At 50.0% G+C, this 15,957-nt stretch carries 13 protein-coding genes; 8 read left to right on the forward strand and 5 right to left on the reverse strand.

Going from position 1 to position 15,957, the window contains the following annotated elements; genetic code table 11:
- Positions 1-197: 197 nt before the first annotated feature.
- Genes V7723_RS12965 through V7723_RS12975 form a run of 3 tightly spaced genes read left to right on the forward strand, consistent with a single transcriptional unit; the run spans position 198 to position 2,689 of the window.
- Positions 198-1,343: an acyl-CoA dehydrogenase family protein gene (locus V7723_RS12965; RefSeq protein ID WP_335684904.1), complete on the forward strand. Its 1,146-nt coding sequence runs from the start codon at positions 198-200 to the stop codon at positions 1,341-1,343.
- Positions 1,344-1,379: 36 nt separating this feature from the next.
- Positions 1,380-2,072: an RluA family pseudouridine synthase gene (locus V7723_RS12970; RefSeq protein ID WP_335684905.1), complete on the forward strand. Its 693-nt coding sequence runs from the start codon at positions 1,380-1,382 to the stop codon at positions 2,070-2,072.
- 20 nt (positions 2,073-2,092) lie between these two features.
- Complete coding sequence (locus V7723_RS12975; RefSeq protein WP_335684906.1) at positions 2,093-2,689, forward strand: HD domain-containing protein; 597 nt, start codon at positions 2,093-2,095, stop codon at positions 2,687-2,689.
- On the opposite strand, the gene V7723_RS12980 is transcribed toward V7723_RS12975, so the two are convergent.
- The gene (locus V7723_RS12980) at positions 2,690-4,168 is read right to left on the reverse strand and encodes a M81 family metallopeptidase (protein ID WP_335684907.1); all 1,479 of its coding nucleotides are present in this window, start codon (positions 4,166-4,168) and stop codon (positions 2,690-2,692) included.
- A 120-nt stretch (positions 4,169-4,288) separates the two neighbouring features.
- Here V7723_RS12980 and V7723_RS12985 point away from each other — a divergent pair, with 120 nt between their 5' ends.
- The 3 genes from V7723_RS12985 to V7723_RS12995 all read left to right on the forward strand — a co-directional run bounded on the left by V7723_RS12985 (position 4,289) and on the right by V7723_RS12995 (position 7,456).
- On the forward strand, positions 4,289-4,669 hold the full coding sequence (locus V7723_RS12985) for a DUF427 domain-containing protein (RefSeq protein ID WP_335684908.1): 381 nt from the start codon (positions 4,289-4,291) through the stop codon (positions 4,667-4,669).
- A 137-nt stretch (positions 4,670-4,806) separates the two neighbouring features.
- The gene (locus V7723_RS12990; RefSeq protein ID WP_335684909.1) at positions 4,807-5,832 is read left to right on the forward strand and encodes a TAXI family TRAP transporter solute-binding subunit; all 1,026 of its coding nucleotides are present in this window, start codon (positions 4,807-4,809) and stop codon (positions 5,830-5,832) included.
- A 49-nt stretch (positions 5,833-5,881) separates the two neighbouring features.
- Positions 5,882-7,456, forward strand: coding sequence for an alkaline phosphatase family protein (locus V7723_RS12995; RefSeq protein ID WP_335684910.1), 1,575 nt, complete (start codon positions 5,882-5,884; stop codon positions 7,454-7,456).
- Between the two features lie 3 nt (positions 7,457-7,459).
- On the opposite strand, the gene V7723_RS13000 is transcribed toward V7723_RS12995, so the two are convergent.
- From V7723_RS13000 to pobA, 4 genes are all read right to left on the reverse strand, one after another.
- Positions 7,460-9,649 (reverse strand): reductive dehalogenase domain-containing protein, encoded by a 2,190-nt coding sequence (locus V7723_RS13000; protein ID WP_335684911.1) that lies wholly within the window; start codon positions 9,647-9,649, stop codon positions 7,460-7,462.
- A gap of 13 nt (positions 9,650-9,662) precedes the next feature.
- Positions 9,663-11,444, reverse strand: a complete 1,782-nt coding sequence (locus V7723_RS13005; RefSeq protein ID WP_335684912.1) for a TRAP transporter permease — start codon at positions 11,442-11,444, stop codon at positions 9,663-9,665.
- 2 nt (positions 11,445-11,446) lie between these two features.
- Positions 11,447-12,403 carry a TAXI family TRAP transporter solute-binding subunit gene (locus tag V7723_RS13010; protein ID WP_335684913.1) on the reverse strand — a complete coding sequence of 319 codons (957 nt, stop codon included), beginning with the start codon at positions 12,401-12,403 and terminating at the stop codon, positions 11,447-11,449.
- 71 nt (positions 12,404-12,474) lie between these two features.
- Positions 12,475-13,665 carry a 4-hydroxybenzoate 3-monooxygenase gene (gene pobA / locus V7723_RS13015; protein WP_335684914.1) on the reverse strand — a complete coding sequence of 397 codons (1,191 nt, stop codon included), beginning with the start codon at positions 13,663-13,665 and terminating at the stop codon, positions 12,475-12,477.
- Positions 13,666-13,862: 197 nt separating this feature from the next.
- On the opposite strand from pobA, the gene V7723_RS13020 reads away from it, so the two are divergent.
- Together V7723_RS13020 and nagA are read left to right on the forward strand one after the other, a co-directional pair.
- On the forward strand, positions 13,863-14,774 hold the full coding sequence (locus V7723_RS13020) for a BadF/BadG/BcrA/BcrD ATPase family protein (RefSeq protein WP_335684915.1): 912 nt from the start codon (positions 13,863-13,865) through the stop codon (positions 14,772-14,774).
- Positions 14,775-14,776: 2 nt separating this feature from the next.
- Entirely contained in the window at positions 14,777-15,910 is a 1,134-nt protein-coding gene (gene nagA, locus V7723_RS13025; protein ID WP_335684916.1) for an N-acetylglucosamine-6-phosphate deacetylase, read from the forward strand.
- Positions 15,911-15,957: the final 47 nt, after the last annotated feature.

Raw genomic sequence — 15,957 nt, forward strand, 5'->3', positions numbered from 1 at the left:
AGACCGGGTTGCGAGCATTCTAACATATCTGAAACTCGCAAGAATCGAATTTTCCTTAAGTTGGTTTCAGATTTTATTGACGCATTACGTCATTACAATTCAATAGTACATTTTCACATTCTGGTTTGAATTTACATTCAATCATAAATGAATTATAGTTTAATTGCTCCCTAGAATAATAAAAACAAGATGGAAATATGATAGAACGCAGCCTTTTCTCAGAAGAACATAATCTTTTCCGTGCGTCAGCTCGCCGCTTTGTAGAAGAACGCATTGCCCCCTTTCACGCAGAATGGGAAAAAGCCGGGCAAGTCAGCCGTGAGATCTGGGCAGAGGCCGGCGAAGGCGGCTTTCTTTGCTGTTCTGTTCCGGAAGAATATGGCGGTGTGGGCGCCGACTTCACTTTTGGCGCAATATTTACCGAAGAGTTGGCCCGCGTAGGTTCAACGGGACCCGCCTTCCATCTTCATTCCGAAATTGTTGCCCCCTACATCACAGCTTACGGCACGGAAGAGCAGAAACGAAAATGGCTTCCCGGTCTGGTCAATGGCTCGGTGATCACTGCGGTGGCGATGTCGGAGCCTGGCGCCGGGTCAGATTTACAGAATATCCGCACAACAGCAATCGCCGATGGCGATGACTATGTCATCAATGGCCAAAAGGTCTTTATCAGCAACGGTCAATTGGCAGATCTCGTGGTTCTTGCTTGTAAAACGGATCCCGCCGCCGGCGGAAAAGGCGTTTCACTTGTGCTGGTCGAAGGAGATCGCGCCGGATTCACTCGCGGCCGAAATCTGGATAAAATCGGTTATAAGGCGCAGGATACTTCTGAGCTATTTTTTAATGATGTTCGGGTGCCAAAAAGCAATTTGCTTGGCGTCGAAGGTCGGGGCTTTAAACAACTTATGCAGCAACTACCTCAGGAGCGATTAGTGATCGCTGTGCGGTCGGCCACCATTGTCGAGACCGCCCTTGATTGGACCTTGGACTATACCAAGCAGCGCAAGGCCTTTGGTAAATCCATTTCCGACTTCCAGAACACCCAGTTCAAACTGGCGGAAGTCAAAAGCCAGGCCGTTATGCTGCGGGTCTATGTGGACAAATGTATAGAACTGCATTTAAAGGGCGACCTCACGGCCGTCGATGCCGCCATGGCCAAGATGCAATCAACAGAAATGATGTGTCAGGTGTTGGATGACTGCCTGCAATTATTCGGCGGCTATGGCTATATGTGGGAATATCCCATCGCCCGTGCCTGGGCCGACAATAGGATGGCGCGCATTGCCGGCGGCACCAGCGAAATCATGAAACAAATTATCAGTCGCGATATCCTGCAAGATTAAGGCGGCATCAGGCAGAGTTTTCTGGTATGAGGGGCAATGTTTATCTATCGCCCCCCTTCCGATCCAATAACGAACCTGTACCAGGATGCAGATCTGACTGTCATCGACAAGCCCAGCGGTTTGTTATCCGGACCTGGACGCGGAGACGATAAACAGGACTGTGCTCTCGCCCGGTGTCAGCAAGAAAAACCAGAAACCCTGTTGGTCCATCGGCTGGACATGGATACGTCCGGTATTTTGGTGTTGGCACATAATGCGCTCTGTCATCGACAGCTAAGTCAGAAGTTTCAAAACCGAACAGTACGCAAGACCTACATCGCCTGGGTCGAGGGCATCGTTGGCGCGGATGACGGTGAGATTAATCTTCCCCTGATAGCTGATTGGCCCAATCGACCCCGGCAAAAAATTGACCCCAAAGCGGGCAAACCGTCCCTCACCCGCTGGCAAGTTCTGGATCGGCGTGATACCGCAACATTGCTGAGGCTTACACCCGAAACCGGTCGCACCCATCAGTTGCGAGTCCATTGCGAGGCCATAGAACATCCCATACTCGGGGATCGGCTCTATGGCACCGCAGATAGCTTTGCCCGGGCACCGCGTCTACAGTTACACGCAGAGATGCTGGCCTTTACCCATCCGACGACGGCGGAACCGCTCAATTTTCTGTCGCCAGGCGACTTGACGGGACCGACAGGCCACGACACACTCGCCCCATTATCCGCACACTAAAGACAGCCGGGAGCCTTATCATGAAGACAGTTTCCTTTACCCAGATGAAAGACGGTACACGTGACGACTATCAGTTGCTGCGTGAATTTGAAACGGAGCATTTCGAAGGAACCGCCGGGCGACTGCTGCGGGAACTCGCGGCGCAAGGCGATGAAACCATCCCCGGCTACAAAATTTCCCGTCTTGAACACGCCTTGCAATCCGCAACCCGCGCCTATGAAGATGGCGCAGGCGTTGATTGGGTTGTGGCAACCTTACTGCATGATATCGGCGACGGCCTTGCCCCGCAAAACCATGACCGATTTGCGGCGGAGGTTCTCCGCCCGTTTATCCGCGATGAAATTACCTGGGCTGTCGAGCACCACGGCGCCTTTCAGATGGTTTATTACGCCCATCATTATGATTGGAATCCCAACGAACGAGAGAAATATAAGGATTGCCCTTACTATCAGACGTCCGTTGATTTCTGCGAAAAATGGGACCAGAACTCCTTCGACCCGGAGTATGCGAGCAAGCCCCTGAGCTTTTTCGCCGGCATGGTCGATGAGGTTTTCGCCCGGCCGGCCTATGATGAAGATGTTTTATGTATGGGTGAGGTTCGCGGCTTGCGCCCCTAGTTACCAGGGACGCTCTTCATTGGTTGCCCACGGATCCTCATCCACAGGCCAGACCGGACGTGCGACGTTGTCATAAGGCATGACACTGAAGTCCCAGGCGAGCGTGCCCGGGGCCGCCACATAAATAATCTCTCCCGCGACCGGTTCATACGCTGCATAGAAATGCTGCATGGATTTGACCACCAGAATTTTCTTGGAGGCATAATCAATGCCGAGGGCGGTGAAAGTAGTCGGATTAAAATTCTGACAGCGAGCCGTATGGATAATAATTTCCGCCCCCTCCACATCCAGACAAACCGCATCACCAAGATTGCGTTTGGACTCGCCCAGCCCATCAACCACGCAATTGCGGACGATTTTTTTCACAGTCGCTTTCACATCCAAAGGATCTCCAGATTCCGCGCTGATCTTACCTCCGATCCGCAAGTTGATTTCCGTTCCTTCTCCGGCACTGATGGCAATGCCAACAGCGATCGGGTCCCAGATTGAGCCAACAGCAAAATTTCGTTCACCTTTATCCAGAAGTTCCTTGACGATAAAGGTAGAATCTCCGACGGCGCCGCCGCCCGGGTTATCGGCCATATCCGCCAACACCATGGGTTTGCCGGAATGGTTCAAGGATTTTCCCACTGCCGTATCCAAATCATCGAAAACAGGTGTCACGACGTCTCGCAGCGCCCAGAATTCCCGACCCAGATCTTCCGCAACTTTTCGGCCAAGATCCGCATCTGCGTCAGTGACAACCATCAAACGCGTGCCTTCTTCCGGAATATCTCCCCAGGGAAATCCATGAGCCAGTGAAACGGATAGAACCCCCTCTCGTCCCTCCATCTCCTGCATTTTCTTGACATAACTAATCATGGGCTCGCGTGTTGTATGGTAGACACCGATCATCCGGCAATCGAACATAGTGATAATTGGAGTCACTTTCTCATCCAGCGTTGCCTCCATGATGTTCCACAATTCTTCTGCTCGCGGCGCGGCATCAATATGCGGATATTCCTTATAGATAACCACGGCTGTCACATCGTCAATAAACTGGCGACTTAAATGGCAATGCAAATCCAGCTCTACAGCGATGGGAACATCGGGCCCGACTAATTCCCGCACGCCATGAACTAAATCGCCTTCGCAATCATCATACCCATGGGCTACCATGGCGCCATGCAAGGACAACATGACCCCGTGAACGGGGAGTGCCGCTTTCAAATCTGTCAGGATTTCATCGCGGAACGTCTCGAATGTCTTTTGAACTGTAATTCCAGAAGGAGTGGCAAACGTGCATAGACTTTCCGCAACTTCCCATCTTCGGGCTTTCGCATGATCTCGCCAAATCACCAAAGGAACGCCAATCATATGGATATCGTCAGGATGATCCCCATTGCGGACCAGATAACATTCTTCGAAAGCAGCGGTGTCTGTAGGCAACGGGGCAAATGTGTGGGTTTCAGTTCCAAGGGCGGCGGTAAATAGTTTCATGTGAAGGTTCTTCTTATTTTTTATCGACAGTTGATTTGCAGCTTAAAATCTACTCTTGTAATATGAATAGCACAGGCCATACTGATTTCAAGAGAATTGCCGTAACAGGAGGGAAGACTAATGGATCTTAACAGCACCACCAACGCAGCCCCAGGGTTTGCCAAAACCCCCGATTATGTCATTACTTTTGAAAACGCAGATCAGGAACTCGTTGCGACTTTGCAAGGACAGGTTATTGCAAGAAGCAAACGCGCCGTCATTTTAAAAGAATCCAACCATACGCCCGTGGTCTACTTTCCACTAAATGACGTCAAGCTCGACACTGTTTCACAAACCGAAAAGGAAACTTTTTGTCCGTTCAAAGGAACCGCCAGCTACTTGAGTTTTGGCGACGAAAAGAACATTGCATGGTCCTATGAGGATCCCTTTGAAGAAATGCTGGAAATCAAAAAATACATCGCCTTTTACACCGATCGCCTGGATGCGCCTATCTTGGCGTAACCCGTTATGTGGAAATTGGTCTTTATGTATTTGGATATCCACAAAAAATAGAATTTTTGGCCCCAATTTCGGCACATTTCCATGCCAACTTAAATTTGGATACCTATGGCTATCCCCGCGCACTAAGGGAGAACAAAATGAAAAGTTGGGCAAATTTAGTAACTTGTACCGCCCTCGCCGTCTTTTTGGCTGCAATTGGACCAGTAACGGCAGCTGAAAATACGTATAGAATGTCCGTGCTGGCGCCCGGGACTCCCTCAAATTCGGTCATGTCAAGCTTTGCTGATATTACCAATCAATATGTCCCTGATACCCTGATCGACGTCACTTCAGGAGGTGTCGCAACACGCCATGCGTTGGATGCCGCACGGGGCACGACAGATTTTTTCTTGTCCTCAGCAACCATTCATCATTTCATGCGGGAAAGCATGAACATGTATCAGAACGTAGATGATGCTTCACTGCTCGCAGAAAACTTGCGCAGCGTGTTAAATTTTCCCATCGGGGTCTATAGCATCTTTGCCTATCTCGATTCCGGCATTCGCTCCATGAAGGACATCAAGGGGAAGAAAGTATTTGCAGGACCGCCTTCTGGCGGTTCTAAAGCAATTGCAACCGCATTAGTAGAAGGCATGTCGGGGCTCACGGCCAACGAGGATTTTGAGATTGTTGATTTAAACTGGGGAGAAGCCGCGGAAGCGTTCGAAAAGCGAGAATTTGATATTTATGTCCGCTTGAACAACACACCGGACCCAATTATCAATTCCATCGCTCGAAATGACCAAATTAGATTCTTCGGCCTTCAGGACGCAGATTACAAGGCACAAAGAATAGTCGAGCAACTGCGCTTGCCCGGACGAACCTTGGAAGCAATTGATACCAGCGTCTACGGAAAGAATGTTCTTAATAAGGATCCGGTGCAATCAATCGGATCCTGGGCCGGGATTGCCACCCATAAAGATGTCCCCAAGGATCATGTTTATGCGATGACCAAGGCATTCTGGGAAAACATGGGGAAATCCGAAGCAATGGCGCCCTGGATAAAATTAATTCGCATTGATACGGCTCTGGTGGAAATGAATATGCCTCTGCATCCCGGGGCGCGGCAATATTATGAAGAGCGCGGGTTGATCATTCCGGGAAATCTTGTGGCAACTAACTGATAAATCTGCGATCCTTCTGTTTAACAGCTGCTTTCAGTAGGATGACAATATGGGTAAACCGCGAAATATCCTCTTCATTATGTGTGACCAATTGCGGGCCGATTATCTCGGATGCACTGGACATCCAAGCATAAAAACACCCCATATTGACGCTCTGGCCGGAAAAGGCGTTATCTTTGATCGCGCCTTTTGCCAGGCACCGGTTTGCGGGCCTTCTCGCATGTCATTTTATACAGGCCGCTATATGCACTCTCATGGATCGACTTACAACGGCGTTCCGTTGAATGTCGGTGAGCAGACCCTGGGGGATTATATGCGCAACCTGGGCGTCTCCACGGGGCTAATTGGAAAAACCCATATGACGGCGGATCGACAAGGTATGAAGCGGTTAGGTGTCGATCCACAAAGTGACGACGGTATTCTCGCCAGCCAATGTGGCTTTGAGCCCTGGGAGCGCGATGACGGCCTGCATCCGGATTCCGGCACTGATCCAAATTTGCCGTATAATCAATATCTTCGCGCGCAAGGCTACGACGGTGACAACCCGTGGCACAGTTTCGCCAATTCCGGTATTGATGAGGACGGCAATGTCGCCAGCGGATGGCTTCTTCGCAATGCTCATCTTCCAGCCCGTGTCGATAAAGCGCATTCCGAAACCGCTTATATGACAGATCTGGCGATGGCCAAAATTTCTGGACTGGGGGATACGCCTTGGTGCCTGCATTTGAGCTATATCAAGCCTCATTGGCCGTATATCGTTCCGGCGCCGTATCATAATATGTATAACAGCAACGACATTCTTCCCGCGAACAGAACCGAGGCTGAAAAACTAGCACCGCACCCGGTGATTGGTGCTTTCATGGGGCATGAAGAAAGTCAGAATTTTTCTGATGAAGCCAAACGACAGCATGTTATTCCCACTTATATGGGATTGATAAGTGAAATCGATGACCATATCGGACGCCTTGTAGCCTTTCTTAAGCAACAAGGGAGACTGGACGATACACTGATCGTGCTTACCAGCGATCATGGGGATTATCTGGGGGATCACTGGCTTGGTGAGAAGGAAATGTTTCATGAGGAAAGTCTGGCCATTCCGATGATCCTTTACACACCGGATGAACAAGCCGCTGCCACCCGTGGCCAGCACATCACGTCAATGGTTGAAGCCATTGATCTTATTCCAACATTTATCGAGGCACTTGGTGGGGAAGATCAATCTCATGTTCTTGAAGGTCGTTCCCTTGCCCCGCTTCTAAATAACACTGAATTAACTGATTGGCGGGACGCCGTATTTAGCGAGGCCGATTATGCTTGGCGCGGGGCACGATTGGCTCTTGATCTCGCGCCCGATCAAACACGCGCGTATATGGTACGCACGGATCGTTGGAAATTCATATCTCATGATCACTTCAGACCGCAACTATTTGATTTAAAAGAAGACCCTCATGAACTTTCCGATCTCGGAGAAAATACGTCATATCAGGAAACTAGGCGAGAAATGTCAGAACTTCTCACTAAATGGCTACGGGAGCGCCGCAACCGGACAACGATTACCCATGAGGAAATCGAAAATAGAACGGATAACGCCAAAGAGCGCGGGATTTATTTTGGTGTCTGGTAACGGTTATTTATAAGGGCTTTCCTTTGCCTGACTAACACCTGTATTTCCTCCCGTGGGCTTTGTCGCTTGGTAATGCCGAGGGGGTTCACCGCCTGCCTGATGCCGCAACTCCGCTTCCGAAGGACGTTCCAAAGACTGACCGGCCGTTACGGCCGCCTTGCGGTCCACGGGTTTTGGATCTTTCTGATCGGGAGCCGGCATTGTGTTGGCCGGATAGTAGGCCATTTTTTGTTTAGCCGCATCAACAGTCCGCGCGGGATCAATGTCCCGTTGGTTCGTTCCCTTTGGAGGGTCAACAGATATTCCATCAATGATTTCATGGTCAAACCACCATTTCTTAACAGGGTTTCTCATGCCATTTTCGAGCTTATCATCGAGCCAGGTTGCAATTGGAACCATCAATGGTTTAAGCGCCATGGCGTTAATGCCCATCCAACTGGCAACCCGGGTCAGATAAGCCCCATCTGCATCCACCACTTTATTTATCGGACAGGTCTTCATACAGCGGCCACAAGCAGAGCCTTTCGGATTGGTCACCCGATATCGTGTGCACCGTTCCACATCGGGTTTCCAGATTTCGTAGCCGTTAAACATCACCTTATCGCCAAATGGAATGGCATCGCACGGGCATTCCCGAGCACATTTCATGCAGCTTCCGCAGAATGACTGCAGGCCAAAATCGATAGGTTTATCGGCGATCAGCGGCAAATCCGTTGTCAATACGACGGATTTAAAACGCGGACCGACGAATGGGTTAAGAACGAGTTCCCCAATCCGGCTCAACTCACCCAAACCTGCCCATAAAATTAGTGGAATTTGAAGAACCTCACTGTCCGCATTAGTTTGCGCCCGAGATGCTACACCTTTTTCCCTCAGCATTTGCCCCATCAAACCAGCTATTTCGGCACCACGTAAATAGCCGCGCATGGATTGCGCCCCGGACATCCAGTCGTCACCACTCGCCCCTTCCATGGTCTCATAACCTTGGTCAATCAGCATGACCACAGCGTATTTGTGGTTTGGAATGATTTCGCTGCCATCCGCTCGATGCGAATACCAGGCATAATTCGGAACTTCGCAGATACCCGTTAAATCAGCGCCCAGATAATAAGACAACGACTTGATGGCTTTCGTATTATCAGCCGGGTTCTTAAGATCTACCGCAATATCGGGTGCAACTGGACCGTCCTGTTGCGGCACAAGCGCTTTTATAAGGTCGAGCAAACTTACGGAAAGAGGTGTTTTGAAGGCGAAACGTCCCCTTTCTTTCTGGGCCTTTGCCCCCAAATCACCGAACAGGGCGCGCTGAAAAAATTCGGCGCGTTTTGGAACCCGCGGCACTTCATCATCGAGAATAAGGGTCGTTGGGCGATCGATGCGCTTAACGGTTTCCATGGGATACCGGCTCAAATGACTGGCCCGTTTGGTGCGTCGTCGTCTTTCTCGGCCCGACTGCGCGCCATTTTGACCCCACCAGTAATGCAAACCGCTGGCTCTCAAAGCTTCGGCATGTAGCGGCGCGTCGACGGCAGCTTCAAATTCCATACTGATCGCCGCCAACGAAAACTCTCGTCCAATAAAGGGGGCGGAAATCACGTCACCGGTTCGGACGGTCAACCCCGCGAGAACACTCAACTTTTCGATATCAATTTCTGGATCTCCAGCCACATGAACCTGCGCGTCAAACCCCATATTTCGGACATGCCCCGCAACACTTGTCGCAATTTCGGTAATTCGCAAATGATGCAAGGCAATCGCAGATTTACCAATCCAGGAAAAGGCCAAATTTGTCTGCTCTGGCAAGCGCGCATGCTCGAGCAAAATCACAAGGGCATGGGAATGCCCCGAATTTGTTTTATGATTTAACCATGCCGTTTCAGGTATTTCACAAATACCAGCCATACTGGCATCCAGAAAATAGGCGGCGCCTTTCAAGTCTACAGCTCGTGGCCCCAGATCATTCGGCAACGGGGCCATTTGTGGGGCAGATGTTCCCTCCTTGAAGTGACTGAAAAGATTTTGATAGTCGTTCGCGGCGGCGCCAATACCAGTTTGTTCGCCCGCGGGACCGGACATAACACTGGGTGGTCGTTTTGCTTCTTGCCCAAAAACCGTACTATCCCGCCTCAGAGTTTCCAGAGGAAACGGTCCGAAATGGAAGGGACGATTTTTTGAGCGCGGAAACAAAAACATGTAAATCTCTTTGCTAGAATACGACGCCGAAGGTGAATAATACTACTCCGCCAAAGGCCACGAGGGCAAGCCTCGGTAAAAAGGCAAAAGGCGCAATCATGCCGAACGATATCGCCGAAAGACCAATGGCTATTTTCAAGAATGCTGTCAGCGCACCGACGGGATTATCTGCAAGCTCTATGAGAGACGGATTGGCGATCATTGCCAACGGAACAAGATAGAGCCCTACGCCAAGTAGCATCGCAAATAGAGCCACTTTCAACCAATTCTCCTGCACCATTCCGGCAGCAATAAATACAGCCCCGCATACCGGTGGTGTTATGGTTGAGAGCAACGCAAACCAGAAGACGAACAAATGAGTGAGAAGTGGATCAAGGCCCTGCGCCTGTAGAGCCGGACCGGCGACAGAAACACAAATGACATAGGCCGCCGTTGTCGGAACCTCCATGCCCAGAATCAAACATGCGAGGGCCGTTAAAAGAAGCGCCGGCCAAAGCTGATCCCCTGAACCGCTTAAAATAAGCGATGTGATTTTTATTCCCAGCCCGGTCTGGCCAAGGACACTGATGACCAAACTCGCGCAAAGAATAATCGATGCGATCAGTGAAATTTGCTTTCCCGCCGTGATACAGACCGTTTCCAATCGCCCGATGGTGCGCTTGACCGACACCGTAAGCCGTCCATCAAATAGCAAAAGTATTGCGGCGGCCAAAATGGCGACACAGGCAGCATATTGCGGGGTGTAATCGCCAATAAACATCCGTTCGAGAAGAACAAAGAACGGTACGGCAAAAAAAGCCGATGTAATGATGACATTTTTGGTAGAGGGCTGCTCTTCAACTGGAACACCCTTTAATTCATATCGCCGCGCAAAAGCGTTGATCCCGACCCAGACTGCGATAAAATACAGGATTGCAGGCAAGATAGCCGCGGCCATAATTCCCGTATAGGGCACGCCTGTCAGCTCTACCATGACAAACGCCCCGGCTCCCATCAATGGCGGCATGATCTGGCCGCCTGATGATGCGACGGCTTCAACAGCACCGGCCAATCGCTTCGGATATCCAAGACGTGTCATCGCTGGCAAAGTAATTGCCCCTGTGGATGCCACATTAGCCGATGCCGATCCCGAAATGGATCCGAATAACGCGGAAGACAACACCGAAACTTTCGCAGCGCCGCCCTTTAATCTTCCCGCAGCGGCCGTCGCCACATTCATAAAGCCTTGACCCGCCTCACCCGCATTCAGAACGGCCCCCATAATAACAAAGACCGCTACGATTCCGACGGATACAGCCGTCAGTTTCCCCCAGAGCCCACCTTCTGCAATGGTCATCGTACCAAGGAAACTCTGAATAGGCAGGCCGGGATGACCAAATTCGCCCGGTAAATGCTGACCTAACAAACCATAACAAAGCGCCAATAGCGCGACCAACGGTAGCGGCCAGCTGATCGAACGGCGCGCCATTTCCAGAACAAGTAAAATCAGAAATACCGACAGGATCAGCTGAAAATTACCTTCCAGTGATCCATACTGGTCTCCCAACATGGTTTCATTGGCAGCGATCCAGAAACATCCCAGAATTCCAAGTGTACTAAGAACGAACCCAACAAGCTTCTGCGCAGTGGTTTTTGCCATAAAGACAAAAGCCCAGGGCAATGCCAAAGCCATGTGCAACGGCCTCGACACCAGACTGGGGACAAGACCACTAAAGACCAGTCCGATGTGAAAGAGAATGGACAGGCCGCCTAACGCGCTCCAAAGCACTCGTCGTTGCGGCGACCCGTCAATCATGGTTAGCGAAGGGCGGCTGGAACTTCAATCCCTGCTTCATCATAATATTTGAGCGCACCGGGATGAAGTTTTCCGTAAACGTTTGCCAACATGGCGCCGGAAACCGCATTCCACCATGGATGGTTCGCACCCATTTCCGCTTTTTGCGACCAGTAGGTTTTTGTAAGCGCATACGCAGTCGCATCATCCATCTGCGTTGTCGTATACGCAACAACTGGTAGCGACGTGGTTTCTGTTGCAGCGTCAACGCCCTGATATGTTCCCGCTGGGATCATCAACTTCGTCCGCTTAGTCTGCTTCACCTGCTCATCTGTCAGACTGATCAGAGTAATCGGTGTTGTTGCAGCAGCCTCAATTACATTTGGCGCCGGATATGATCCAGCCGTAACAAATCCATCAATTTGCTTGTTTTTCAATGCAGCAACAGAGCTACCCAATTCAACATTGGCGATATTAACTTTACCTTCCAAGCCGAACAATTTGATATATTTTGCGCCTTCCTTCGCGCCAAAGGATCCTTTACCGATCAATAGTTTCTTACCGGCCAGATCTTCAAATGTCTTAACATCGCTGTCCGCCCGCATGACAAAATGCATGGTCAATGACGGAATCGGAAACAAGGCACGGATTTCATCATATTTCGGATTGGTCTTGCCTTCGAACATGGCCTTGCCCTTTTGGGCAAGTTTTACCAAAACAGGTGGGGTCGTGAATACGTAGTTCCCGGTCCGCGCAGCGACTTCTTTAACATTCTGAACAGAGCCCTGACTCTCTTCAACCGTTAAAATGATATCGCCGTTGGATCCTTTTTTCATGGCTTCTGCGATCTGCACAGCCATTTGATAATAGGAAGACGTCGATTTTGCCGATTTATACGTCACCCGAGTTTCTGCTGACGCAAAGTTGCTTGTTATGAGCGCTGCCGCGAGGACTGCGCCACCCAATAAACCGATTTTCATGTGATACTCCCTAATAAAGAATTTTTGCCATAGTTTCTTGTTGTTATTCGTCTGTCAAGGTTAGGAGGCAATCATTCCACATCCTCATACGGTAGACCAACATATTGTTGAGCCAACACGCGACGCCCCGCTTCTTCCTTCAGGAAAAAACTAAGCTCGGAACTTCTGATCCTTCCTTCAATCTCACTCTCATCGAACGAGTGCAACATGCTGGTCATCCACCACGAGAACCGCACACCATGCCAAACACGCCGCAAGCAAATTTCAGAGTATTTCGGAATAAGGTCGATCCGGTTTTCCTTATAAACCTTCGTCAAAATCCGATACAACGTACTGACGTCACTTGCCGCCAGATTAAGTCCTTTTGCACCAGTGGGCGGGACGATATGGACCGCATCACCAACAAGGAACATCTTGCCATATTGCATGGGTTCCGCAACGAAACTTCTTAGCGGTGCAATACTCTTTTCAAGCGCTGGACCAGTGACAAGTCGTTCTGCAGATTCTGCTGGCAGGCGTCGTTTGAGTTCTTCCCAGAAACGGTCATCAGACCAATTTTCCACTTTCTCATCGACGGGAACTTCCAGGTAATACCGACTACGGGTCTCAGAGCGTTTGCTGCACAGCGCAAATCCTCTCTCATGCTTTATGTAAATCAGCTCAAAATTCACCGGAGGCGTATCCGAGAGCAGGCCCAGCCATCCGAAAGGATAAATTTTTTCGTATTCTTTTAGCACGCCATCTGGGATAGACGGCCGACAGATCCCATGAAAGCCATCACATCCGGCTATATAGTCGCATTCCAGACTATATAGCTGTCCATCAACAGAATATGTCACGAAGGGATTGTCAGTTTTAATGTCCTGCGGCTGAACATCAATCGTTTCATATACGGTTTTTTGCCCAGATGCATCGCGAGCGTTCATCAGATCATGGGTAATTTCTGTTTGCCCATATACCGTAACGACTTTCCCGTCCGTAAGCCCGCTTAAATCAATTGAATGGACCTCGCCGTAAGACGCAATCTCAACCGCATGATGGATCTCCCCCTCTGCTTTCATACGATCAGCAACGCCGGCTTCCTCCATAAGATCCGAGAAGCCTTGTTCTACGACACCCGCACGAATTCGACCCAGAACATATTCTGCGCTGACCCGTTCCAAAACGACGTTGTCTATGCCCTGTTTGTGCAACAGCTGGCCGAGTAAAAGCCCAGAAGGACCTGCCCCAATAATCGCGACCTGAGTTTTTTGCCGTATCAAGTTGATGTTTCTCCCGCGAAAACAGTTGAGTGTAACTTATCTCCCTTCCAGCGATTTCGATATTCCATTTTTTGACGAAGGAGATTAGAAAATGCTTTAAATTGGTGCATTAGCAGAAATATTCGTTTTTAAATTGTTATCAGTATTGTAACACAGTTTGACGTAGAAACAGCAGTTACCCAGTGGGAATAAAACTTTTGACGCAGACGACCAATCATAAGCCGACTTATCTTGCCGCAGATTGCGGTGGCACCCATTGCCGTGTTCGGCTCTATGACTTGAACGGCGACAAGTTGTCCGAAGGCACCGCGGGCCCAGCCAACGCGTCCCTCGGGCTGGATGTTATGCTGTCGGCTGTTATTGATGCGTCCAAAGACGCCCTCACACAATTAACAGGCCCGAGCACCCGCTTGTCTTCCCTAAAGGCCGGCTTAGCCATAGCAGGGCTTGTTAATGATGACCTTCGCACTGATTTTTGCCAGATGGAACATCCCTTTGCCTCACTTTCTGCCGAAACAGATGCCTTCGTCGCGCGGTTGGGTGCATTTGGCACAAAAGATGGCGCGTTATTGATCACCGGAACCGGTTCTTGCGGGTTCGGCGTCGTAGATGCAAAAAGTTTCTATGTTGGTGGCTGGGGGTTTTCAATTTCGGATCAAGGCAGCGGCGCACGACTGGGCCATTTAGCGGTCCGCCGGGCAGTTCAGGCTTTCGATGCAATCCAACCCTCCTCTCCGTTATGCAAAGAGATATTAAATGCGTTGGGAGGAACAGCCGCTTCCGCTCATCATTGGGCGATGTCAGCCCGCCCTGCTGATTACGGAAAATTTGCCGCCATTGTCTTCGCCCATGCGGACCAAGGGGATCCAGTCGCCGAGGAGTTATTGGTCCAAATTGCGACGGAAATCGACGAGTTGGTTTGCGCAATGCTAAACAAGGGTTCAATGAAAATATGCCATATGGGTGGATTATCGACTGCAATCCGGTCCCGATTAGCTGCGGAGAGTGTCCGACATCTAGTTGAACCTGAGGGAGATACTTGTGACGGCGCCTTACAATTGATCAGAGAAAACCTTGGGCTGATTAATTCTCACGTTCAGGGTAAATAGTTATGCTTGCACTATCCAACGGACATATTTATGCCGGTGATACCTGGCTGAAAAACCACTCCGTTGTCATAAAAAATGGAAAAATTGACAGAATTTGTCGATCCGAAGATGTTCCGGCTTCCTGCCTTATTGAAGATTTGGGTGAGCACCACCTGGTGCCTGGATTTGTAGATATCCAGGTTAATGGCGGTGGCGGTGTAATGTTAAACAACACCCCTGATAAGTCCTCTATTGAAATTGTCGCCGCAGCGCATCGAAAATTTGGCACGACTGCTCTTACCCCGACCTTCATCACTGACGCGCCATCTAAGATGAAGGATATGGCCGCGGCGTTGGAAATTGCGCTGAAAGAAAACAGCCCCGGTATTAAAGGGATTCATTTCGAAGGCCCTTTTCTCAACATTGAGCGTAAAGGGATCCATGAGGAAAGTTTCATCCGGCCAATGGATGACGGTTTCCTGCAGTTGATAGCTAGCTTTGATCTTGGGCAGGTCATTGTGACGTTGGCGCCGGAAAAAGTGCCCTCAGATTACATCCGAGCTCTCGTAGATATGGGCGTACGAGTTTGTGCCGGCCACACAAGCGCTACCTTTGAACAAATACAAAAGGCCATGAATGCGGGCCTAACTGGATTTACCCATCTTCATAATGCGATGCCCGCAATGCAAAGCCGCGAACCCGGTGTGATTGGTGCTGCATTGGCGAGCCAGGACAGCTATTGCGGTGTTATAGCAGATGGCCATCATGTCCATCGGGCAACACTAAGTGCAACGCTTGCGGCCAAAGGACCGGATAGAATTATGCTCGTCACGGATGCCATGGCACCCGTTGGTACAGATGATACGCAATTCACCCTTGGAGATCAGCTTATCGATGTTCGTGAGGGCAAATGCACCACGACTGAAGGTGTATTGGCGGGTTCTGCCCTTGATATGGCGACAGCTGTTCGTAATGTCGCAGAACTGCCGGGGCAAAATCTATTATCTGCCGTCAAAATGGCATCGACAACTCCAGCGACATATTTGGGACTAAGTGATAGAATTGGTCAAATTCGATCTGGCTTTGATGCTGATTTGGTCTTGCTGGATAGAGATCTCAAGGTGACTAAAACATGGATAGCAGGCGAAATAATTTAAAAGTCCATCTTTGCTAAAGATAACACCCGGACCTATTGTCATTAAAA

Source organism: Sneathiella sp. (assembly GCF_036960985.1).
Taxonomy (GTDB): Bacteria; Pseudomonadota; Alphaproteobacteria; order Sneathiellales; family Sneathiellaceae; genus Sneathiella.

What these genes read in the sequence shown, in the direction of transcription:
- V7723_RS12970 (WP_335684905.1), top strand. Translation starts at nt 1,380, where the DNA reads ATGTTTATCTATCGCCCCCCTTCCGATCCAATAACGAACCTGTACCAG.
- V7723_RS13010 (WP_335684913.1), bottom strand. Translation starts at nt 12,403, where the DNA reads ATGAAAATCGGTTTATTGGGTGGCGCAGTCCTCGCGGCAGCGCTCATA.
- V7723_RS13000 (WP_335684911.1), bottom strand. Translation starts at nt 9,649, where the DNA reads ATGTTTTTGTTTCCGCGCTCAAAAAATCGTCCCTTCCATTTCGGACCG.
- V7723_RS12975 (WP_335684906.1), top strand. Translation starts at nt 2,093, where the DNA reads ATGAAGACAGTTTCCTTTACCCAGATGAAAGACGGTACACGTGACGAC.
- V7723_RS12985 (WP_335684908.1), top strand. Translation starts at nt 4,289, where the DNA reads ATGGATCTTAACAGCACCACCAACGCAGCCCCAGGGTTTGCCAAAACC.
- V7723_RS12990 (WP_335684909.1), top strand. Translation starts at nt 4,807, where the DNA reads ATGAAAAGTTGGGCAAATTTAGTAACTTGTACCGCCCTCGCCGTCTTT.
- nagA (WP_335684916.1), top strand. Translation starts at nt 14,777, where the DNA reads ATGCTTGCACTATCCAACGGACATATTTATGCCGGTGATACCTGGCTG.
- V7723_RS12965 (WP_335684904.1), top strand. Translation starts at nt 198, where the DNA reads ATGATAGAACGCAGCCTTTTCTCAGAAGAACATAATCTTTTCCGTGCG.
- V7723_RS12980 (WP_335684907.1), bottom strand. Translation starts at nt 4,168, where the DNA reads ATGAAACTATTTACCGCCGCCCTTGGAACTGAAACCCACACATTTGCC.
- V7723_RS13005 (WP_335684912.1), bottom strand. Translation starts at nt 11,444, where the DNA reads ATGATTGACGGGTCGCCGCAACGACGAGTGCTTTGGAGCGCGTTAGGC.
- V7723_RS12995 (WP_335684910.1), top strand. Translation starts at nt 5,882, where the DNA reads ATGGGTAAACCGCGAAATATCCTCTTCATTATGTGTGACCAATTGCGG.